20 protein-coding genes are annotated in these 20697 nt (G+C 33.3%); 8 read left to right on the top strand and 12 right to left on the bottom strand.

Annotation, left to right across the window (positions count from 1 at the left end):
- Positions 1–4: 4 nt before the first annotated feature.
- Entirely contained in the window at positions 5–3646 is a 3642-nt protein-coding gene (locus tag P6733_RS15585) for an Ig-like domain-containing protein (protein WP_306353861.1), read from the bottom strand.
- Between the two features lie 586 nt (positions 3647–4232).
- On the opposite strand from P6733_RS15585, the gene P6733_RS15580 reads away from it, so the two are divergent.
- Positions 4233–4571 (top strand): DUF805 domain-containing protein, encoded by a 339-nt coding sequence (locus P6733_RS15580; protein WP_306353860.1) that lies wholly within the window; start codon positions 4233–4235, stop codon positions 4569–4571.
- Positions 4572–4627: 56 nt separating this feature from the next.
- On the opposite strand, the gene P6733_RS15575 is transcribed toward P6733_RS15580, so the two are convergent.
- The 5 genes from P6733_RS15575 to P6733_RS15555 all read right to left on the bottom strand — a co-directional run bounded on the left by P6733_RS15575 (position 4628) and on the right by P6733_RS15555 (position 9072).
- On the bottom strand, positions 4628–5644 hold the full coding sequence (locus P6733_RS15575; RefSeq protein WP_306353859.1) for an NAD-dependent epimerase/dehydratase family protein: 1017 nt from the start codon (positions 5642–5644) through the stop codon (positions 4628–4630).
- Between the two features lie 65 nt (positions 5645–5709).
- Entirely contained in the window at positions 5710–6285 is a 576-nt protein-coding gene (locus P6733_RS15570; RefSeq protein WP_306353858.1) for a Crp/Fnr family transcriptional regulator, read from the bottom strand.
- A 104-nt stretch (positions 6286–6389) separates the two neighbouring features.
- Positions 6390–6827 carry a VOC family protein gene (locus tag P6733_RS15565; protein WP_306353857.1) on the bottom strand — a complete coding sequence of 146 codons (438 nt, stop codon included), beginning with the start codon at positions 6825–6827 and terminating at the stop codon, positions 6390–6392.
- Positions 6828–7026: 199 nt separating this feature from the next.
- Positions 7027–7875: a hypothetical protein gene (locus P6733_RS15560; protein WP_306353856.1), complete on the bottom strand. Its 849-nt coding sequence runs from the start codon at positions 7873–7875 to the stop codon at positions 7027–7029.
- A 177-nt stretch (positions 7876–8052) separates the two neighbouring features.
- Positions 8053–9072: a helix-turn-helix transcriptional regulator gene (locus tag P6733_RS15555; protein ID WP_306353855.1), complete on the bottom strand. Its 1020-nt coding sequence runs from the start codon at positions 9070–9072 to the stop codon at positions 8053–8055.
- 706 nt (positions 9073–9778) lie between these two features.
- Between P6733_RS15555 and P6733_RS15550 the strand changes: the two genes are divergently transcribed.
- Together P6733_RS15550 and P6733_RS15545 are read left to right on the top strand one after the other, a co-directional pair.
- Positions 9779–10186 carry a helix-turn-helix domain-containing protein gene (locus P6733_RS15550; RefSeq protein ID WP_306353854.1) on the top strand — a complete coding sequence of 136 codons (408 nt, stop codon included), beginning with the start codon at positions 9779–9781 and terminating at the stop codon, positions 10184–10186.
- Positions 10187–10261: 75 nt separating this feature from the next.
- Positions 10262–11026: an SDR family NAD(P)-dependent oxidoreductase gene (locus P6733_RS15545; protein WP_306353853.1), complete on the top strand. Its 765-nt coding sequence runs from the start codon at positions 10262–10264 to the stop codon at positions 11024–11026.
- Positions 11027–11093: 67 nt separating this feature from the next.
- On the opposite strand, the gene P6733_RS15540 is transcribed toward P6733_RS15545, so the two are convergent.
- Positions 11094–12077, bottom strand: coding sequence for a helix-turn-helix domain-containing protein (locus P6733_RS15540; RefSeq protein ID WP_306353852.1), 984 nt, complete (start codon positions 12075–12077; stop codon positions 11094–11096).
- Positions 12078–12647: 570 nt separating this feature from the next.
- On the opposite strand from P6733_RS15540, the gene P6733_RS15535 reads away from it, so the two are divergent.
- Positions 12648–12866 carry a hypothetical protein gene (locus tag P6733_RS15535; RefSeq protein ID WP_306353851.1) on the top strand — a complete coding sequence of 73 codons (219 nt, stop codon included), beginning with the start codon at positions 12648–12650 and terminating at the stop codon, positions 12864–12866.
- 21 nt (positions 12867–12887) lie between these two features.
- On the opposite strand, the gene rclC is transcribed toward P6733_RS15535, so the two are convergent.
- The 3 genes from rclC to P6733_RS15520 all read right to left on the bottom strand — a co-directional run bounded on the left by rclC (position 12888) and on the right by P6733_RS15520 (position 14400).
- The gene (gene rclC, locus P6733_RS15530; protein ID WP_306353850.1) at positions 12888–13454 is read right to left on the bottom strand and encodes a reactive chlorine resistance membrane protein RclC; all 567 of its coding nucleotides are present in this window, start codon (positions 13452–13454) and stop codon (positions 12888–12890) included.
- A 70-nt stretch (positions 13455–13524) separates the two neighbouring features.
- On the bottom strand, positions 13525–14004 hold the full coding sequence (locus P6733_RS15525; protein WP_306353849.1) for a helix-turn-helix domain-containing protein: 480 nt from the start codon (positions 14002–14004) through the stop codon (positions 13525–13527).
- Positions 14005–14007: 3 nt separating this feature from the next.
- The gene (locus tag P6733_RS15520) at positions 14008–14400 is read right to left on the bottom strand and encodes a hypothetical protein (protein WP_306353848.1); all 393 of its coding nucleotides are present in this window, start codon (positions 14398–14400) and stop codon (positions 14008–14010) included.
- 287 nt (positions 14401–14687) lie between these two features.
- On the opposite strand from P6733_RS15520, the gene P6733_RS15515 reads away from it, so the two are divergent.
- The 3 genes from P6733_RS15515 to P6733_RS15505 all read left to right on the top strand — a co-directional run bounded on the left by P6733_RS15515 (position 14688) and on the right by P6733_RS15505 (position 16878).
- Positions 14688–14936 (top strand): hypothetical protein, encoded by a 249-nt coding sequence (locus P6733_RS15515; protein ID WP_306353847.1) that lies wholly within the window; start codon positions 14688–14690, stop codon positions 14934–14936.
- A 168-nt stretch (positions 14937–15104) separates the two neighbouring features.
- Entirely contained in the window at positions 15105–16217 is a 1113-nt protein-coding gene (locus tag P6733_RS15510; RefSeq protein ID WP_306353846.1) for a GAF domain-containing protein, read from the top strand.
- Between the two features lie 238 nt (positions 16218–16455).
- The gene (locus tag P6733_RS15505) at positions 16456–16878 is read left to right on the top strand and encodes a hypothetical protein (RefSeq protein WP_306353845.1); all 423 of its coding nucleotides are present in this window, start codon (positions 16456–16458) and stop codon (positions 16876–16878) included.
- An 87-nt stretch (positions 16879–16965) separates the two neighbouring features.
- Here P6733_RS15505 and hisS read toward each other — a convergent pair whose 3' ends face one another.
- Positions 16966–18348 carry a histidine--tRNA ligase gene (hisS, locus tag P6733_RS15500; protein WP_306353844.1) on the bottom strand — a complete coding sequence of 461 codons (1383 nt, stop codon included), beginning with the start codon at positions 18346–18348 and terminating at the stop codon, positions 16966–16968.
- A gap of 139 nt (positions 18349–18487) precedes the next feature.
- Here hisS and P6733_RS15495 point away from each other — a divergent pair, with 139 nt between their 5' ends.
- Positions 18488–19729 (top strand): ABC transporter permease, encoded by a 1242-nt coding sequence (locus P6733_RS15495; protein ID WP_306353843.1) that lies wholly within the window; start codon positions 18488–18490, stop codon positions 19727–19729.
- A 4-nt stretch (positions 19730–19733) separates the two neighbouring features.
- On the opposite strand, the gene prmC is transcribed toward P6733_RS15495, so the two are convergent.
- Positions 19734–20579, bottom strand: a complete 846-nt coding sequence (gene prmC / locus P6733_RS15490; RefSeq protein WP_306353842.1) for a peptide chain release factor N(5)-glutamine methyltransferase — start codon at positions 20577–20579, stop codon at positions 19734–19736.
- Positions 20580–20697: the final 118 nt, after the last annotated feature.

Raw genomic sequence — 20697 nt, 5'->3', positions numbered from 1 at the left:
TTTATTACAGCTTTACTGCAGTTACTGTAATCGTTGCTTCTGTAGCCTTTGGATTCACTGTTACGGTGATTTCTTTCCTTGTACTTGCTGTATTTTCACAAGTATTATCTCCGGATACGGCAACATAATACGTGGTTGTCACGGTTGGGTTTACATTATAGTTTGATCCCGTTGCCATTGCGGTCGTGGACACAGCATTACTATACCAGTTGAATACTGGATTACTCAAAGCAGTTGTAGCTGTCAAATGAGCAGTATCTCCATGGCAAATTGTAACATTCGAAGCTGTAATATCTGTTGCGACCGCACTTCTTTTCACCACTAAACTTACCTTTTTCATCTTTGAAATGGCCATCTCATTTTCACATTTTTCATCACCACTTACGGATACATAGTAAACAACTTCTCCTACTCCTGAATAATCGGATGCCTGCGGTGTAAAAGTAGGTCCTGTAGCCAGTTCTGTAAAGGTTGTAGCGCCAGTTGAACGGTACCATTTGAATACCGGATTTGTAACTGTTGTACTAGTCGCAGTAAACGTTGCTGATTCCCCGACACAAACATTCATTGAATTGACCAAGATATCTGTAGCTGTGGCTTTTGGTCTTACTGTTACAGTTACTGGTGTTCGATCGGCTTCATAGGTCTCACAAAAACCTCCTCCGCTTATACCTACGTAATAGGTTGTGGTCACATCTGGAGTCACTGTTATATCTCCATTTCCAACTTGACTACTACCTACAATATTTCCAGAATACCATTTAGTAGTACTAGGCAGAGGAATGGATGAAGTTGATCTTAATCTCACAGACTCTCCAGCGCAAATAGTTGCGCCCATCGCTGTAATTGCACCGGCAGGTGCTCTTGGCGCTACCGTAACAGTAAAGGCTTTTGCTGTTCCCGGGAGGTTTTCACAAAAATTATCCGACTGCATTGTGATATAATAAGTAGCCGCTACTGAACTATTTACAACAAATACTGCTCCAGTTCCCAATAGATTTGTTAAAGCAGCATCACTGTACCAATTAAATATTAAATTCTTTTCTCCCATATCTATCGGACGAGCAATATATGAAGCCCCTGTACCTATGCAAACCTCATAATCATTTGGTCCTAAAATATTTGCTGCAGTTGCTCTTGGTTTTACTTTTACGGTTACAGATTGCGTAAAAGTACATCCCGATGCAGATAATACTTCCACTTTGTACACTCCACTATGAGCCGGTGTTAAATTGTCAATATGCAATGGAGTACCACTTACAACTGAATTGTCTGGCAAGGTCCATGAAACAGTTGTTATAGAACCTAAAGACAACAACGAAAGGTTTAATGATTCACCTGAACAGAAATTAGTATCTCCCTCAATAATTGAACTCGCTGAAGATAGCAATTGTAGTGTAAAGGGCTGAATTACCTCATAACAAGCTGTTTTGACTTTTACAACATAATTCCCCGGAGGCAAATTCAAAAATTGATTGCTGGCTTGTCCTACAGCAGGAAAATTCGCATCGGTATCTTTTTTTATGAAATAAGTAACTGCACCAGTAGTGTTATCTACTTTTACGCTTAAAGTTCCAGTGGTATTCCCAGCACAAATAACTCCTCCTGATTTTATTAAATCAAATACAGGGTAATTAGGCAATACATTTAAAGGAATCACTGCCGAAGTAGGTGCAACTTCAGATAATGGAATAAAAGAATTGGGATCATACTTTTGAGTCAATGCTACTTCATACTTTCCAGCTACATCTTCCTCAAAAGAAAAAGGTATTACAGCATTGCCTTCTATCTCAAAACCAGCTAAAATTCTATATTTGCTTAGCGTTAATGGCCCTGATACTAACCCAACGTATACTTTTGGATAGCCATAAATGAAACGCAATTCTCGTTCTGCCGATTTCCCTACCGCTGTTACTCTTATATTTCCACTTTTTATATACCGATCACACACAGTAGTACTTGGTGTATCAATTACGTTTTCTAATGTAACACTTATGATATAACTTTCTACTATCACATCGTATACTTCATCAAAACAGCCCTCATCGGTAATTCTTATTTTATAAGTTCCTTGTGCTAAATTATCACCCAAGCCTATTTCTTTATAAGAGCCTGAATTTGCTGGAATAAGATTTGCTGCAACAGTCTTATTTATAGTAGTAGGGCCACTAACACTATTAAAGTGTAATGATCCTGTAAAATTCAATATTTTATTAATCCCTCTTACCATCAATGCCGATTTCCCGAAGTTTTTTGTATCTGGTCCTTCAATGAATGTTATTTGATCTCTAATTATTGCATTGGGTGTAAAATATACGGGGTTAATGTCCAGATTTGTCAGATTTGATTGTAGTGGTTTACTGGAAGTAGAACTTGTCTTATTATAAAAAAAACACCCCATGGCCAATTCCCCTTCAGCATCTTTAATAACTACAGTATATTTTTTACCAATGTCTAACAAAAAACCTGCATAACGATTTGTGCTTTTATCAAGGATACTACCTTGTTGTGTATTGGTTGTTCCTCGCTCGGTGACTGCAATCGAGATGGGGTAACAACCCAAAAAGGTACTATTATCAAAACGCGCTAGTACCTTTCCTGTTTTAGTACAAATAGTATTAGCAGGGTCATCAAAAATAAATGTTGACAAGGTACCTAGCGGTTTCTTTTTAAAACCCGCATAGGAAGATAAATCCCTTTGATTAGTTCTGGTAATTCCACATATTGTCGCTGATAATTTTACTCCTGCCCATTTCGATTGGTCTAGAGGGAGGGCAAAATTACCATTATTAACAGCATTTTGATCTAAATTATCGTAAACATCCCATGCTCCTGTTTCGTTTTGCACCTCTAATTTATAAACTGGCGATTTTGTTCCATAAAATTTTGGTTTGTCTTGTGTACCAAAAGGCGTATCGGTACCGTCAATAATTTCCCCACTCAATAAAAATCGACCTTTATTAATTGCTGCAGTCTTAATTCCCGAACATATATCATCTGGCGTATTATATACTACATCAAAATAAGTGTCGCTTACACTTCCTAGGGCTGCTAAACTAAAATCATATGGAACATTTGGCTTAAGTACGATACTAGTAGGCGCCGTTACAATGGTACCACAGGCATCGGTCGCCCTTAGTCGATATTCTCCCGCAGGCACTCCGTAAAAAACAAAAATCCACTCCGTAAAATTTGATTTTTCTTGAATAGCACTGCCACTTGTATTTAATAATTCTATCTTGAATGGCTTATTCCCCCCAGAAATTATTCCAGAAATAGTTCCCAAAGGATCCACAGCTCCACAATACGCATAATACTTCGCTGAATAACTTTGAAATGTAGGCGAAATAGCCGAATATGTATTTTCTACTTTAACTGTTGCAGTAGATTTTACAAATGTGCTCCCACTATAATAACCATAGTAGTAATCTCCTGGTTCAAGCATTGTAAACTCAGCTGTAGTATTACTTATTACATTTGTAGGATTAAAAGGGACTTTGGCAATACCATAAGTCACCAAGCTGGGAAGTCCCGTGGCTGTAATTTTTATTGAACCTGTATTCAAACAATTTGAGGGGCTAGCAAGGGCATTAATCGTAACCTGTGCCTTTACTGTACTAGGTAAAAAACCTATTAACAGTAACATGAGTAGTAGTTTTTTTGTCATCATAGCTAAAATAAAATTTGTTGCAAAATTACTCCGACCCGTCTCTATGAATAGCCCACATAAAGCCATAAAAAAAGCAGAATAAGTCATTTATAACTCAATCGATTATGTTTTTTTTCATAAAAAACCGGCATCACTATAGCACAAGTAGTACCTCAAGGTAGCACCTTGATATAAAAAATATTTATGTACATATTTCAGAAAATGGTTTTGTAGAAGGAATAATAAGCCTAGTTATTCCAGAAGAAGGAACTCCTATTTTAATTCCATAAGGGTGTTACCATACACCCTTTATGGAAATTAAACAACTAATAGCGTGCAACTATGATTTTTACCACTAAAAATCAGGTGCAAGATTACGTGAATTTCGTTTTTCAAGCTATCAAAATAAGCCTAAAAAATAACGACAAAGGACATATTTCACTTTCCTCATAGTCTTTAAAATGTCTTATTCTGCTTTTTTTATGGCTTATACTTCTATTTGAACGATATATCAAGAAATATTTTTGCGTAAAATAAAGGTTAGCGCCTTTATTCATAATCATTAATAAATTAAGTAAGAAAAATGAATTGGTATTTAAAAGTTTTAAAACAGTATTTAGACTTCAAAGGAAGAGCTAGAAGAAAAGAATTTTGGATGTTTATGTTAATCAATACCATCATTAGCTTTGTTATTGGTGTTATCGCTGGATTAATCAAATTACCAATAATAGGAAGTATTTATTCTTTACTGGTATTCATTCCATCAATTGCAGTAGGTATACGAAGAATGCACGATATTGGTAGAAGTGGATGGTTTATCCTTATTCCTATTTACAATATAATTTTATGGTGTGAAGACAGTTTTAAAGGACTTAACGAATATGGTCCAAATCCAAAAAGTGAAGAGGGTATGATTGAATAAAACTACCTTAATTTCAAAAAAGCCCTGATCTAGATCAGGGCTTTTTTTATTGTTTATTACACTATCCTTGGTATATTATTATCCATTAAATACGCCAAAGCTTCTTTAATCGTTTCTTCAGTTCCTTTAGGATTGAATCCTAATTCAGTTCGGGCTTTTACAATATCAAAGTTTTGTTGCAGTCCCGAAAACATCGCTATATCTTTTATCGTCAAGACGGGTGCTTCATCATTCAACTTTGCTTTCCACTGCATCATTCCTGCAATAACATAAAGCAATAATTTTGGAATTGCTTTGGGTATTTTAATTCCCAGTTGCGGATACATTTGCTGTGCAATTTTTGTGGTCTTGGTAATTGATGTACATTGTTCATGGGCTAAAATATAGCGTTCACCATCCCTCCCTTTGGTTGCTGCGAGATAGCATCCTTCTGCCACATCTTTCACATCAATCCAATTTAATGTAATTTTTGTATCTACTGGTATTTCTTTGTTCAGTATCAATTTCAAGATCGTATAGGAAACACTTAAAGGAACAAAGGCTTCACTCCCAATCATCGCAGCAGGTAAGACTGCTACCAACTCTATGTTGTGTTCTCGGGCCAACTGGAAGGCTAGCTTTTCTCCATCATTCTTAGAATTATAGTACTGATCTCTCCGATCTGGATTATACCCATTACTTTCTTTTGTTGGTAGATTTGTATAATCTAATGCTGCAATCGAACTTACATACACAATGCGTTTTACCTTTGCCTCTACTGCTGCTTCAATACAATTCCGCGTTCCCAATATATTGACATCGTAAATTTCTTTTTGAGGATTTTTTGCCCACAGCTTAAAAGCTGCCCCCACCGCATAGAATGTTTCTACTCCTTGTAATGCTTTTACAAAAGATGCTTTGTCTGTAATATTGGCTTGAACAACTTCACAGTCTAATCCCCGAAACGGATCTTGGTTATTTATATTTCGCACTGTGGCTCGTACTGGAATACCTTTACGAATGAGTAATCGCACTAGATTATTTCCCAAATGTCCATTGGCTCCAGAAACTAATGCTAAATTTTTAGGTGTCATAATATTACTATTTTAAATGATGACACAAAATTCCAAAACGATTATTAGTCTATAGCTAACATTTGTTAGTTAATGATTTTTCGGCGTATCCGACTCAAACTTTCGGGTTTCATTCCTAGAAATGAGGCGATATATTGAATCGGTACATTTTGTAAAATATCGGGATAATTTTCTATTAATCTTCTGTAACGTTCTTCTCCAGTAAGAGAGGCTAATTCTTGAGAACGATTTTCGTTATAGCGTATTGATTCTTGGAAAACTGAAATACTGAAATCTTTCATTGCTATACTTTCTTTTATAAAAAGATCTAGGTTTTCTTTTGTAATTCGAAGCAACTCACAATCAGTAATGCATGCTACATTTTCATTTGATTTTGTTTGCTGAATAAAGTGCGTATAGGAAGTAAAAAAACCAGGAGGACAGTTAATATGTGTCGTCAATTCCTCTCCTATTTCATTGTAATGAAACAAGCGCAAATATCCGGATACTATATAATATAAATACCGTGGAACTTGTCCTTCTTCTTCAATTATTGTGTTTTTAGGAAATAAAACTGGTTCAAAATATTTTTTGCAGAGCGCTTCTTCCTGTATCGAAAGTTCTACTCGCGTTCCAATAAAGTCTATTATTTTTTGTTGCATTTCCCAAAATCATTTATACATTTTGTCTTCTAAAATTCTATTTCAAAAAACAAAAAAAGTCCTTCACTTTGGAAAGACTTTTTGTTTTATTTATAGCTTATATTCTATTTGCCTACACAATTAACCATCCATTGAACACCAAATTTATCGGTACAACTTCCAAAATAGGCACCCCAAAACATTTCTTGTAATTCCATTGTAATTGTACCTCCTTCCGCTAATCCATCAAATAATTTCTTTGTTTCAGCTTTAGTATCTGGCTCAAGATTGATGTTAATATTGTTTCCAAAATTCACTTTGAATCCCATAGATTCTGGCGCATCGGTTCCCATTAGGATATGTCCTCCTACAATTGGCAATTCAATATGCATGATTAGATTTTTATCTGCTTCGGGTAATGGTGGCATATCTTCTGAAGGTGGTATATCTCCAAATCGGGCGATTCCACAATCTCCGAATTCTCCTCCAAATACTGATTTATAAAAATTGAATGCTTCCTCTGTATTTCGAGAAAAATTTAAATAGGTGCTTACTCTTGCCATGTTATTATAATTTAGTTTGGTTGATTTATTACATTATAATCAAATATTATGGCAATAATCGCTAACTAATAACACAAAACACCTCCCTCTCTAGCGCTCCTTGCTTTGATAAATATAGTAATTATTTAATTCTCTAACAAAAAGTAGTTCTTTATTTTAAAACACTCTATTTCAAATTGTTATCAATTAAATTATCTTTCTATTTTTGGGTATTTTTTTTATTTATTAAATAATATTCTTCTGGACTTAATCCTGTTATTTTTTCATAAAGTAATTGGTATTTTTCAACCGACATTTTTGCTTCTGAAGCCAATGTTTCAAGGGAAGGAAAAGATTCATTAATTGCTGATAAAATCCTCATTTGTGACATAATAATTTGGCTTAGTTCATCGTCGCTTACTTTGCCTATCATTATTTTCTTGGATATTACATCTTCCAAATAATCTCCCAATAAGCCATATACTGTGCTTTTCAAAATTAAATCAAATAAGACATTTGTTGTAGAAATTTCACGAAGTTCATTAATCCTGTATAGACTTTCTGGACGTACATTGGCAAAACGGGCAATTGTGTTTTTTTCTGTATTAAAGGCAATTTCAATAAGGTCATTATATTTTGGAATTTTACGAAGGTATTCCTTCAATAAATTCTTTTTTACCAAAATATACAATACATTATGATGGCTTCCTTTAGGAATAATATAACTGGATGACAAGACACTGTCAATCAGGGATAAACTATATTGCCATACCGGGACAGGTTGAGATTTGCTGTCGACCACCAGTTCAAAGTTTTGTTCTAAAAAATTATAATAAAATACGACAAAGCTATCATCATTATTTTTTAATTGAAACTGAATTGATTCAGTATATTTACAGTCCACAAAAACAACCGAAATATCGGGTGTTATAGACAAAAAATACTGTGTTCCTTCATATTCTTCATTTGGAATCTTGAGTAGATTATGATCAACATAACCTCCTAGGGCTTTTGCATATTCTTCCACCCAATCCAACTCCACATTTAAATGATAATTTACTGTCAACATATAATCATAATTTTATAGCTTGCTTTAATTCTACAATTTTATACTCACAAATATACTTTCTATTTTTATACGATTTCAATAACCATAGATTTAACCCGTATAAATTACAAGAAACTGCTAAGAAACTAAGCTTTATTAATAAATTACATCTCTCTCTTTTTCATTTTTGGTTATTGATTAATACTTGGTTTCTCCATATTCTTTTATAAAATTCACACTTGGCAGAACACCATAGCAGTTTTTATAGTTCAATGAAAAATAGGTTGGATCTACATATCCCAGCTCATATGCCACTGCACTTACCGTCTTGAAACGGCCACTTTCCAACAATTCTTTTGCTAATTTTAGTTTTTCGTTTTTAAAAAAAATACCTGGAGAAGTTTTATATATGCTCTTATACATTCGTTTATATTTTGATACCGACATTCCCGCAATGCCTGCTAGGACATCAATACCAGGAAACACTGATGAAAGATCCGACAATAAATGCTTTTGACTTTTCAGCATCTTCTCTATGTCTTTGTCTAAATGTTTTGTTGTTATTGGAACAAAGGAAGTCATACGACTTACCAAACATCCCAATAAATTTAATGTTGTACTTTTCAATAAGAACTCATAATAAGGTTCTTCAATTTTTCTTTGTTTCAATTGATACAATAGCACTTTACTACGGCTATCTATATGGCCATAAAAGAACATTTTATTCTCTCTATTATTGAATATACTATTGAACAAGGCTTCACAGCAGATATCTGGGAAAAAAGATTTAAGTAATGATTTTCGGATAAAAATCCGCAAAGAATACATTCGTTCATCCACCTTTGCTAAATAAGAACTACTTACCCCACAATCAACAATTCCAAATCCTAGTTTTGTTTGATACCCCACCTTATATGAATAATTGTCAACAATATGATCACAACATTCATCACTCAAATCATAGTATATAATCCAATAATCCTCATCGACACTTTCACGCGTGAAACTAATCGACTTTTTTAATGTTTGATCAATAATTAATACAGACAGATCATTGGGCAATACTTCCAAAAAGCAGGAGGATCCTACTCCTAGTTCTTCTGGTAGGTATAAAAATTTATTATCTTTTAATGTGCACCCTAGCCCTTCTACTAATTGGTGCTGCCAGTCTGGTTTTAATGAAAAAACATGACTGAAATTAAATACTATATCTTTCATACAACATTTATTATATCATTGGGGAAAGAGATATTCAATACAAGCATCTTGCTCCTTGTTAATCAAGAAGAAGATTTCATATTCAATTACCTCACATTGTTGTGTTTGTTCTTTTTCAAATTCAATCAATACTGAGTAGGGTTCTATGTATTTATTTGAAAAAGAATTATACCGATTTTAGCAAATTTTTCTTACTCTGTTTTTGTTCATACTTATTGGTTATCAGAAGAAAATAAGACTCTAGGTTGTTACTATAATTAAGTGAATTCTTGCACTTTTATTTTCTTTATTGCATTCGGTTGGGTACTTCATCTAATTATGTTCTTGATTTTTAAAATCTAAAAGAGCAATTATGCTCTTCTAGATTTCGTTTAGATCTATTAATCTTTACTCTCTTAAAAATCAATGCGCAAATTTACCTTCGAAAGGCAGTTATGGACGCCCACAAAAAGCCATTAAAACAGTAAAATAAGTCTTCTTATTTCACTAAACAGCACCAAAAAAAAGACCACAAAACACTCATATACCACCAGTTACAACTACACGAAAAGAGTTATTGTACTTCTTTTTATAAAAAAGCAAAAAGCCGGTTATTTAATTTTTAATTACCTTTGCATAATTATTTCCTATCAAGAAATTTCCTAATATTGTTTTTGACACATCACTATTTCAGTGTTATTATCACTGTTAAAACAGATACTATTCTATGAGTGTTCCCAAAAAGGTTTTTGCCCGACAACATGAGATTACTGCCGATTATTTAAAAGAATTGGATAAGCATTTATTGGATCTCTTAGAAGGTCGAGTGGAGATAATGCTGGAGATTCGGGATTTTGCAGCAATACTACATATTCATCCTACTCATCTCACTAATACTGTAAAACATGCTACAGGACAACATCCTTGCACTTTTTACCAAGATAAAATTATAGCTATTTCAAAATCATTATTGGAGGAAAACAAAATATCAATTAGTGGTATTGCTACCCTACTAACTTATGATCCTTCTAATTTCACTAAGTTTTTCAAAAAATTCGTTCAGATGACTCCAAAACAGTATCGTGAAACCTTTTTAATCCGTAACTTCACGAATACTGAACTTGTCACCAAATAAACTGAAACCCTCACCATTTTTTAAGACGATTGCTCTCCTAACTTTGTATTAACTAATTATAATATTTGTAATAAAATGGCACATACAACTAAAATTGCTCTAGTTACTGGCGGTAGCCGTGGTTTAGGAAAAGATATGGTATTGAATATTGCTCAAAAAGGACTTGATGTACTTTTTACATACAATAGCAAAAAAGAAGAAGCACAGGCTGTTGTCAAAGAAGTTGAAGCTCTAGGACGTAAGGCTTTTGCTTTACAACTTAATGTTGCTGATATAGCAAGTTTTGATGCTTTTTATAAAGAAGTGAAAAACACTTTACAGACCACATTCAATGCAGAGCATTTTGATTTCTTAGTCAATAATGCCGGAATAGGTATTCATGCTCTTTTCAGTGAAACAACGGAAGATCAATTTGATACTTTATTGAACATACAATTTAAAGGTCCTTTCTTTCTTACTCAAAAAGCATTACCATTGATAGCAAATGGTGGAGGTATCGTAAATATATCTACTGGATTAGCTCGTTTTGCTTTCCCTGGATATGCTGCTTATGCTGCTATGAAAGGCGCAATGCAAACGTTGACTATTTATCAGGCTAAAGAATTGGGAGAGCGTAATATTCGAGTAAATATTGTAGCGCCAGGTGCCATAGAAACTGATTTTGGCGGAGGTATGGTGCGTGACAATGCTCAAGTGAATGCACAAATAGCATCGGTTACTGCTTTAGGCCGTGTGGGTCGCCCAGATGATATAGGAAGTGTTGTTGCTTTTTTATGTACTGATGATGCAAAATGGGTTAATGCTCAACGCATTGAAGTTTCTGGAGGAATGATGCTATAATTATAGCATAAAAAAAGAGTATCCGAGTTATAAACCCTGATACTCTTTTTTTATTTCATTAGTCCATCTATGATAAATTATTCAGATAATCTTTTGGAAGTATGCCATAAGTATCTTTAAATAATTTAGCCAAATAAGATACACTTGTATAATTTAGTTGCTCCACTACTTCACTAATAGAATGGTTTCCAGATTCTAATAATTCTTTTGCCAGCTCCATTTTATTTTTCAAATAAAACTCATTGGGGTTTAATCCGGTTACTTTTTTATATAGTTTTTTATATTTTGTTGCAGACATACAGGCTTCGGTTGCCAAATATTCTATCCCTGGAAATGCATCTTTTATATGATCTAAAAGGATTGCTTGTGAAGCAATAATAAGCTTTAAATCTTCATAACGCATTTTCCCAATTATAAACTTATCAACGGTAATTCCTTCTAAATAATGTCCGATGAGACCAAACACTACGCTTTTAAATGCGATATTGAAAGTCGAATGTTCATAGGGTAATTTTCTAAGATTATTAATTAGAATTCTACTCTCATTACTCATCCTATCAAATCGTATAATGGTATTTTTAGTAGAATCGAATATGTGATCTAAATTCACTTTATACTCTAAAGTTTCTTCTAAATATTTCTTTAGTAAAGCTTTTTTGATGAAAATACAAATAAAATAAAGGCGGCATCCTTTCTCAATACGATAATCCAAGTCTAAAGAACTATCTATAATAGACATATTATAATCCCATTTTCCGAACGATTGTATCTTATCTTTCAAAAGAACATTTATATCTCCTTCTGTAATATAATGGTACATCTGAACGAAACTATTATCATAATTCTTTTCTTTCAGCATAACAGATTCCGCATAGGTCAAGTCTGTCAACACGGCAGATATTCCCGAATCTATCTGAGAAAAATACTGAATTCCTGAACGAATTGGAGAGGTGCTTTCTATAAAATTGCCTTTTATATTTCCACCCGTAACTTTCGCAAATTCATCAACCCAATCTAATTCAACATTGTACCGATAAGTAAGTGTTTTCATATATTAATATCTTTCATAGCACCCTGAAAATTACGTAAACAATTCAGAAAATAAAAAATAGTACTTAAATTTAACATTCCAAATAGCGTATTTTTTTTAAATTATTAGGTTATTATGAAATTCTCATCCAGTTATAATAATATTATCAAAATATTTTATTGCATTTACAACTTTAATAAACAGAGTATATTCTTACTATACATGAATCGCTCATTCATTAAAATTAGCAAGAAATTTCGATTATTTCAGTGTTAATTCTTCGATTTTTTGTTAAGAAAAAAATCATCTGTCTATTTACTTCGATAAAACAACTTTAATTCAACAAACAAAATTCTATTTTAACATCATGATAAGGCTGAATATTGGGTTGTAGAAAAAAATGGTGGTAATTCGAATGTGATGTTTACTATAAGTTGGGACACTACAACGATCTATGCAAGTTTGTTTGTCCATCAAAATTTTTGGAAAAGCGGATTAAATCAAATTTATTTCAACTAGATTCTTTTATATCCCATAAACTCCTGTAAATTTGCTTTGACTGTAGAATCATACATAATCCGCCATTCAAATATGAAAAACATATATATTTTTGTCTTATTACTTTTTTGTTTTGCTTGTTCTAGTGAAAGTGAAGAAGATCGATGTGAAGTAAAAAAAAGAGAAATTAATCGTGAATATGACCAAAAAGTCAATGAGGTATTACTTAATCCTGGTCCAGAAGGTGTTTATGATTTATTACTAAAAATTAATACCGAGCGAAATAAAAAACTAGCCGAAGTATGTCCTTAATATAGTTTGGGATCTTCTGTATTAAACTTTCTCTGATTTTAATATTCTTCGGGCACAGTCGGATACAATTACTAAGGCTCCAGCAAACATTATTACATCTTTTATAACCAATCTACCCGCTCCTGACAAATACGGAAATCCAAAATCTGGCCCACCTAAATTCCCAACAAAGGTTTCTGGTGTGGTAATTAAAAAAGATACTGTAACCAATGCCATTCCCGCAGTTAAAATACCTCCAATCAATCCTATTTTCGGATTAAAAATCCCGAATAAGACCAAAGTCCCGATTAGCACAATCGCTGTTCCTAATCCATACGAAAATAAATAGGTGCCATTCTCTTGATGCCAAGCCACATTCTCTGGTTTATACTCTCCCTCTTTATTCATGTGTTGTTTATATTCAGGGGCTTGTTTATGGTAAAAAAAACTCATTAGTGGACTATTTGCCACAAAAGGAACAATCCCATCGGCTTCGTATTGAAAAGCTTTCAAACCTCCGATCCAAACCATTACAATAAAAATTGATATTCTAAGTACGTTCACCATACCCTGTTGTGTATTGGCAAAAAAATGCAGCATTCGATTCATTTTATTCTCTTTTAATTTATACAAAACAAAATTAGAAGATTACAAAATCGACCTCAATGGATAAAAAGGGTTATTGCATGGACAAATCTGCTACGATGGAGATTCCTGCTGAGTTTCGGAATTTTTGAGGAGAAATACCTGTTATCTTTTTAAAAAAACGACTAAAATAATGTTCATCTTGAAACTGTAACTCAAATGCAATTTCTTTAATACTCAATCGGGTAAGGTGTATTTTTTTCTTTGCTTCAATAATAATACGCTCTTGGATGAGCTGAGTGGGTGTTTTTCTAAAATAGAGTTTGCATCGTTTAGACAATACATTTGGTGTGATGTGTAGTAAATTAGCATAGTCTGATGGTTTATGCAATGCTAAAAAATGTTGTTCCAATAGAATTTTAAATCGTTCCATAATCTCATCGACCATTATTGATGGTGCCAAATCTTCTGTTAAAACTGCCCTTTTAATTTTACTCGATTTTGCTAAAAATAACTGAAGATAGGACGTTAACACGATTTCATTCAATTCTTCATCTTGTTCTACCTCTTTCACAATCTACTCATATAAAGAATTAAAATCCTCTATTTCACTGTCCGATAAAGTCAGCACGGGCGATATATAAGCGTTATTAAATAATAGTCCATTACAGGCTACTTCTTTTTTATGGTATTCAATACAATAAAAATCTCCATGAAATTGCATGATTTTAAGTTCCTCAATTCCTTGACCATCTAGTTCTATTTTCTGAAAAGGAGTAGCAAATACAATTGCTGGGGCAGTAAATTCATACGTCCCAAAATCAACCTTACAACTTCCCGTCCCTTTTGTGAGTATAATAATAGTATATAAAGATGACTGTAAAAAAACATTGGAAGTAAATGTTCTGTTTGAAACTTGTAGTAATATTTGTCCGTCTTCTGAAACAACCTTATGGTCTAATTTTTTCATCAATTAATAGGATTGGAGTCTTGATTTAGAATTTATAAATGTAAAAAAAACAGATTAATTAACGCTCTCTACTTCCTTTTATTAATAATCATCCTAAGAATTACCTTTTCTATCGCATCGAATTTATCCCCTCAAGAGAATGAGCAATTTTTTTATTAAAATTTAACTTTAAAATAAATATTTGTTAATTTTTTATTAATTTATTTAAATATAAAATGTTAAATTTACTAAATCATTCAGCCCCCTGAATCTATCACATACAATAATTATCCTTAAAATACATAAACATGAGACCCATCCTACTATTTCTCGCTTTTATCCTTTTTGGGATTACGCTCTATGAAGTATTAATCAAATTAATCCGTATAGATAGAGACTTCGACCTACTTTATTTTTCTTTAGAAGTACTATTATTAATCATTAGTGGTATAATTATTTTCACATTATTCTATTCGAAGAAAATCCAATCGAAGAAAGAATCACATCTATGGTCAAAAAAAGATCATACACTAGATATGAAATCAAATAATAATTAACTGCTAAAAAAGCCGTTAATAAGTATAGTCAAGATTATTTAAAAAGTATTACTATCTTTAATTCTTGTATATAGTTTCATTATTTATCCATTTAATTTATCTCTATGCCATACAAACAGTACTCAATAAAAGATTCTATGAGCAACTTAAAAAAGCTGTTTTAATCTAATGAGCTCAGTTCCTATCACTAAACTACTTGAGGATTATAACATCCTTGATGCTCTTCCAGAAAAGTCATTTAATGATATTATGGAAATTGCTTCAGCTACGTGTGGGAAACCTATTGCATTGGTATCGTTATTACATTCAAAAACTCAATGGTTCTACACCAAGAACAATGAGAATGCTTTGGAATGCATCATTTGCAAACACGCTTCTACTTTATCGCTAGATAAGACATTGGTTATTCATGATATCCTATTGGATGAACGTTTTAAAGATATTCTTCCATCAACCGAAAATCCTTCTATTCGATTCTATACCGGTGTTCCTTTGATTACTTCTCAAGAAGAAGTTTTAGGAACCTTGTGCATTATGGATTATGAACCCAGTACAATCAATGATGAGCAACTACGAATACTCAAAATACTAGCTTTACGTATTGTAAAGGAATTAGAACTGCGAAAAAAAGAGTTTAGAATTCGAAAAAAACTAAGTGAAACGAGTTTGAAACTAAAGAATCTAAAACTAGCGTTTAATGAAGCGCAGCAATCTGCAGATTTTGCCAATTGGACTGTCGATCTTCAAACAAAAGAAATAGAATATTCTCCCAATTTACTACGATTGTATTATTTCCAACCGGGAACAATCGTAACACGGGAAGCCATACGAGAACGCGTTCATCCAGAAGATTTAGAAATCATTGATCGTGAGGTTAAAACGATAATACTAAACAAAGAATCCCGAACGATGGAATACCGTATTCAGGACTTTGAAAATAATTATGTCTGGCGATTAGTCGAAATTGAGCCCCTATTAGATTCAAATGGAGAAGTCACAAAGCTTCAAGGTATTATCCTCAATATCTCCGAAAAAAAAGAATACATTACTGCATTAGAAGAAATTCTATTTTCAATCTCTCATGTGATGAGAAGACCCGTTGCTACTATGCTTGGACTAGCAGAATCTCTAAACTACACCACTCTTACAGAAGAAACTTTACAGGAATACGCTGGCTATTTTAAAACAGTGGCTACAGAAATGGATACGTATATTAAAAAAATGAATGATGTATTCTACAAGAAGAAAATAAAGGTGATTGCAAAGAAAAAGGATTTTTGATTTTATTGATTCTGGCTTCTATTCGATATTTAGTACCAATTAAGCATAATTCTCCTACTTTTTTAATATAAAAAAAGGCTTATTATACACTTGAACCACTATCTTTTTTCTTATATTGCCTATTAATTGTTTTTCAAGAGTACATGAAATATCATGTTATTTCAGAATATAACAAATATAATACAGAAAATTAGAAATAAAAAATAATTAATACGAAAATATATAAATATTTTGAAATATGAATAGCAAAGAATCTATTAACGAACGCTTTAAGGAGGCTATATACCATATCATCGCTACTGAAAAAGATGAGAATAAATCGGCTATCGCTTCAAAATTAAAAATTGGCAAAAGCAAACTTTCTGAAATTCTGAATAAACGCATGAACATCGGTGTAGATTTAGTAGCGGACCTAAGCGATATCTACAGTATTGATTCCGAATGGATCTTGACGGGTAGAGGAACCATGAAAGGCGGATATGTTTCTGACCAAGACAACAACCACAAAGTAAATGAGATTTTTGAAAATGACTTAGAACGCATCATCCGGGCTAAGTATGAAATGATTGAAACTTTGAAATCTCAAATTGAAGATCTAAAAAGAGACAAAGAAGTCTTACTTAGTTTATTAAACAATTTTATCGACCGGAAAGAATTGTAATGCCATCAGCACTGCATTATATCTATAAAAAAAGCCTTTAAAAATAATTTTTAAAGGCTTTTTACTTTTTTATCCTATTTCAGAAATTTAGAATTCGATCTCTTTCAGCATTTCAACTAATTGATTGAACCCGACTAACTCTTGTTCACCCGATTTTAAATTTTTGATTTTATATTGATTTTGCTCTATTTCTTCTACTCCTACTAACACTGCGAATGGAATTCCTCTTTTATCTGCATATTGGAATTGTTTATTCATTTTTGCAGCATCAGGATATAATTCTACTTTAATATTTTCTGCTCTTAGCTTTTTAATCGTTTCCAAAGCATACAATGATTCTGCATTTCCAAAATTCAAAAATATTGCACTAGATGTAGCTGTAACCGTCTGAGGAAATAAACCAAGCTCTTCTAATACTAAATAGATACGGTCTAATCCAAACGATATTCCAACACCACTCATATTTTTTAATCCAAAAATACTCGTCAAATCATCGTAACGACCTCCACCACCTATAGAACCCATCTTCACAGTTTGCGGTGGTGCAACTTCAAAAATAGCTCCTGTGTAATAGTTTAATCCACGAGCTAAAGTCACATCCAAATCCAAGATCGAAGTCTCTAATCCTAAATGAACTATATTATCACAAATGAATTGTAACTCTTCTACTCCTTTCATTCCTTCTTCTGAGGATTGTAACAAAGTAGAAAGTTTACTAATCTTATCATTGATACTTCCTGTAAAATTAAACAATGGTTGTACCTTATCGATTGCTTCAGCAGCAATACCTTTTTCCATCATTTCTTTCTTCACACCATCTTCACCTATCTTGTCCAGCTTATCCAATGCTACAGTAAAATCAATCAACTTATCTTTTGCTCCAATCACTTCTGCAATTCCAGATAAAATTTTTCGGTTGTTGATTTTTATCGTTACTCCTTCTAATCCTAAACTAGAAAAAACAGCATCATACAGTTGAACTAACTCTACTTCCTGCCATAATGAAGTAGATCCTACTACATCGGCATCACATTGATAGAATTCTCTAAAACGTCCTTTTTGAGGATTATCTGCACGCCAAACGGGTTGAACCTGGTATCGTTTGAATGGAAATTCAATTTCATTTTGGTGTTGTACCACGTAACGAGCAAACGGAACGGTCAAATCATAACGTAATGCTTTCTCAGATAATGAACTTGAAAAACGCGCCAAATTATTTTCTTCGAGTGCTTTCAAATCGGCTTTTTTCACTTTATCTCCAGAGTTCAGAATTTTAAAAATCAAACGATCTCCTTCTTCTCCATATTTACCCATCAATGTTTCTGAATTTTCAAACGATGGTGTTTCAATCGGTTGAAATCCATATTTTTCAAAATTATGCTTGATAATTTGGATAATATACTGACGTTTTGCTACTTCTATTGGAGAGAAATCTCTGGTTCCTTTTGGAATACTCGGTTTTTGTGCCATTTTTTTCTAATTCAAATAAGACTACAAATATCTTACTTTTTTGAGGGAAATCAACATTTCAAAGCATTAAAAAACCTGAAATCTAAATTTGGAAACTTTAGAGCAAAATTGCTTACATTAGAGCCATAAAATTGGATTTATGTTTAAACTGTTTAAAGAAAATACCCGAATCGCTTTGGGTTCCATTAGAAGTCAGCTATTACGCACTACTTTAACAGTATTAATCATTGGTATTGGAATTACCGCACTAGTAGGTATCCTGACCGTCGTATCTGCCCTAGAGCATACATTATCCTCCGATTTTGCCTCGATGGGATCCAATACTTTTAGTATCAATCAATATGAATTACAAACGCAGACACAAGGCGGTAATGATCGAAAAATAATCAATCCAATCATTAGTTACCCCGACGCAAAAAGCTTCAAGGAAAGCTACACCTACCCTTTCACGAATACTTCCGTTTCTTTTACAGCTACTACAAAAGCGGAAGTAAAATACGAATCGACCAAAACTGATCCTGAGATCTCTGTAGTAGGAGTAGACGAATATTTTCTGCCAAATTCCGGACTTCAAACTGAAGCAGGAAGAAACTTCACTAATTTCGATATTGACAACAATAGTTATGTATGTATTGTAGGTTCCGATTTTGGAAAGGGCTTATTAAAAGATGTAAATCCAATTAACAAAGTCATTTCTATTCGTGGCGCAAAATTCAAAGTAATAGGCATCCTAAAAGAAAAAGGATCTACTTTTGGCAACAGCCAAGATTTACGTGTTTTGATTCCTATTCAAGTCGCACGATCTTTATTTTCGGCACCCAAAATAAACTACACTATAAGTATCATGGTTTCTAAAAAAGAATTGCTAGATGCTGCTGTAGACCATGCCACACTCACTATGCGTAGAGTACGAAAACTAAATCCCGTATCGGAAAGTAATTTTGGTATCATTCGAAGCGACGATTTAATCAACCGAATTTTATCCATTACACAATACTTAAGTATGGCAGCTTGGATTATTGGAGTAATTACCATATTTGGTTCTTCCATTGCTCTAATGAATATCATGATTGTATCGGTAACAGAACGTACCAAAGAAATAGGCGTACGAAAAGCATTGGGTGCGAAGCGCTCCACTATTGCATTTCAGTTTTTCACCGAAACAATTGTTATTGGCCAACTAGGAGGTCTCGTCGGAATTGTGTTGGGAATTGCAATAGGATACATCATTTCATTAGCACTCAGCTTTAGCTTTGCTATTCCATGGGTCGCTATCATAGCAGCAGTAATAACTACCTTATTAGTAGCTATCTTCTCTGGATTATATCCTGCAATAAAAGCCGCTTACCTTGATCCAATAGAAGCCTTGCGTTACGAATAAAGCGTTACAAGCTTCCTTTCATCATACGCTCGTTACCATAGATATCCTGAATCAACTCAACATTCTGGAACCCTTTTTCTTGCATTAAACTTTTCATTTCTACTCCCAAATACTGATTGATCTCAAAGTATAAAGTTCCTTTTGACTGCAAATTTTCTATTGCCAATTCACTAATTTTTCGGTAAAAAATCAACGGATCTGCATCAGACACAAACAAGGCTAAGTGTGGTTCATTTTCCAGTACATTGTTTTTAATCTCCACTTTCTCTAATTCTCTGATATAAGGAGGATTTGACACAATAACATCATATTGGTCTGGTAAAATATTGGCAGCCAAGATATCTTGCAAAACAAAATTCACAGCAACACCATTACGTTGTGCATTTCGTTGTGCTGTTTCAATTGCCTTAGACGAAACATCAATCGCTGATACTTTCGCATCGGGCAATTCCTTTGCCAATGTGATTGCAATACATCCGCTTCCTGTTCCAATATCTAATATTCTTACAGGTCCTTTAGTCGCATTTTCGCGCACTATCCATTCTACCAATTCCTCTGTTTCAGGTCTCGGAATTAGCACATTTTCATTCACTTCAAACTCCAACCCATAAAAGGAAGTTGTTCCTAAAATATATTGAATAGGCTTTTCGGCTTTTAATAATTCAAGAATTTGATTCCATTGCACAACTTCTTCCTCTGTGAATTTAGCTTCTGGATTCAGAGCTAAATCTACACGTCGCATTTGCTTCAATTGTTCTAAAATTAGATAGAAAAAACTTTCGGCTTCACCGGCATCATAGGTTGCTGTTAAGGACTGAATAAAATCGGAACGGTATTCTTTAATGTACATTTTATAATTTTTAGATTTTGTCTGGAAAATACCCAAATAAGGATTTTCGTTAAGCTGTACCTACTTTCGGCACATTCAATTCAATCCATACTTTCCGAATTACTACTACAATTACTGC

This window comes from Flavobacterium aerium (assembly GCF_030766725.1).
In the GTDB taxonomy this organism is placed as follows: domain Bacteria; phylum Bacteroidota; class Bacteroidia; order Flavobacteriales; family Flavobacteriaceae; genus Flavobacterium; species Flavobacterium aerium.
The sequence above is the reverse complement of the archived record's forward strand: the minus strand, read 5'-3'. Positions and strand labels throughout refer to the sequence as shown.

What these genes read in the sequence shown, in the direction of transcription:
- P6733_RS15585 (WP_306353861.1), bottom strand. Translation starts at nt 3,646, where the DNA reads ATGTTACTGTTAATAGGTTTTTTACCTAGTACAGTAAAGGCACAGGTT.
- P6733_RS15580 (WP_306353860.1), top strand. Translation starts at nt 4,233, where the DNA reads ATGAATTGGTATTTAAAAGTTTTAAAACAGTATTTAGACTTCAAAGGA.
- P6733_RS15575 (WP_306353859.1), bottom strand. Translation starts at nt 5,644, where the DNA reads ATGACACCTAAAAATTTAGCATTAGTTTCTGGAGCCAATGGACATTTG.
- P6733_RS15570 (WP_306353858.1), bottom strand. Translation starts at nt 6,285, where the DNA reads ATGCAACAAAAAATAATAGACTTTATTGGAACGCGAGTAGAACTTTCG.
- P6733_RS15565 (WP_306353857.1), bottom strand. Translation starts at nt 6,827, where the DNA reads ATGGCAAGAGTAAGCACCTATTTAAATTTTTCTCGAAATACAGAGGAA.
- P6733_RS15560 (WP_306353856.1), bottom strand. Translation starts at nt 7,875, where the DNA reads ATGTTGACAGTAAATTATCATTTAAATGTGGAGTTGGATTGGGTGGAA.
- P6733_RS15555 (WP_306353855.1), bottom strand. Translation starts at nt 9,072, where the DNA reads ATGAAAGATATAGTATTTAATTTCAGTCATGTTTTTTCATTAAAACCA.
- P6733_RS15550 (WP_306353854.1), top strand. Translation starts at nt 9,779, where the DNA reads ATGAGTGTTCCCAAAAAGGTTTTTGCCCGACAACATGAGATTACTGCC.
- P6733_RS15545 (WP_306353853.1), top strand. Translation starts at nt 10,262, where the DNA reads ATGGCACATACAACTAAAATTGCTCTAGTTACTGGCGGTAGCCGTGGT.
- P6733_RS15540 (WP_306353852.1), bottom strand. Translation starts at nt 12,077, where the DNA reads ATGAAAACACTTACTTATCGGTACAATGTTGAATTAGATTGGGTTGAT.
- P6733_RS15535 (WP_306353851.1), top strand. Translation starts at nt 12,648, where the DNA reads ATGAAAAACATATATATTTTTGTCTTATTACTTTTTTGTTTTGCTTGT.
- rclC (WP_306353850.1), bottom strand. Translation starts at nt 13,454, where the DNA reads ATGAATCGAATGCTGCATTTTTTTGCCAATACACAACAGGGTATGGTG.
- P6733_RS15520 (WP_306353848.1), bottom strand. Translation starts at nt 14,400, where the DNA reads ATGAAAAAATTAGACCATAAGGTTGTTTCAGAAGACGGACAAATATTA.
- P6733_RS15515 (WP_306353847.1), top strand. Translation starts at nt 14,688, where the DNA reads ATGAGACCCATCCTACTATTTCTCGCTTTTATCCTTTTTGGGATTACG.
- P6733_RS15510 (WP_306353846.1), top strand. Translation starts at nt 15,105, where the DNA reads ATGAGCTCAGTTCCTATCACTAAACTACTTGAGGATTATAACATCCTT.
- P6733_RS15505 (WP_306353845.1), top strand. Translation starts at nt 16,456, where the DNA reads ATGAATAGCAAAGAATCTATTAACGAACGCTTTAAGGAGGCTATATAC.
- hisS (WP_306353844.1), bottom strand. Translation starts at nt 18,348, where the DNA reads ATGGCACAAAAACCGAGTATTCCAAAAGGAACCAGAGATTTCTCTCCA.
- P6733_RS15495 (WP_306353843.1), top strand. Translation starts at nt 18,488, where the DNA reads ATGTTTAAACTGTTTAAAGAAAATACCCGAATCGCTTTGGGTTCCATT.
- prmC (WP_306353842.1), bottom strand. Translation starts at nt 20,579, where the DNA reads ATGTACATTAAAGAATACCGTTCCGATTTTATTCAGTCCTTAACAGCA.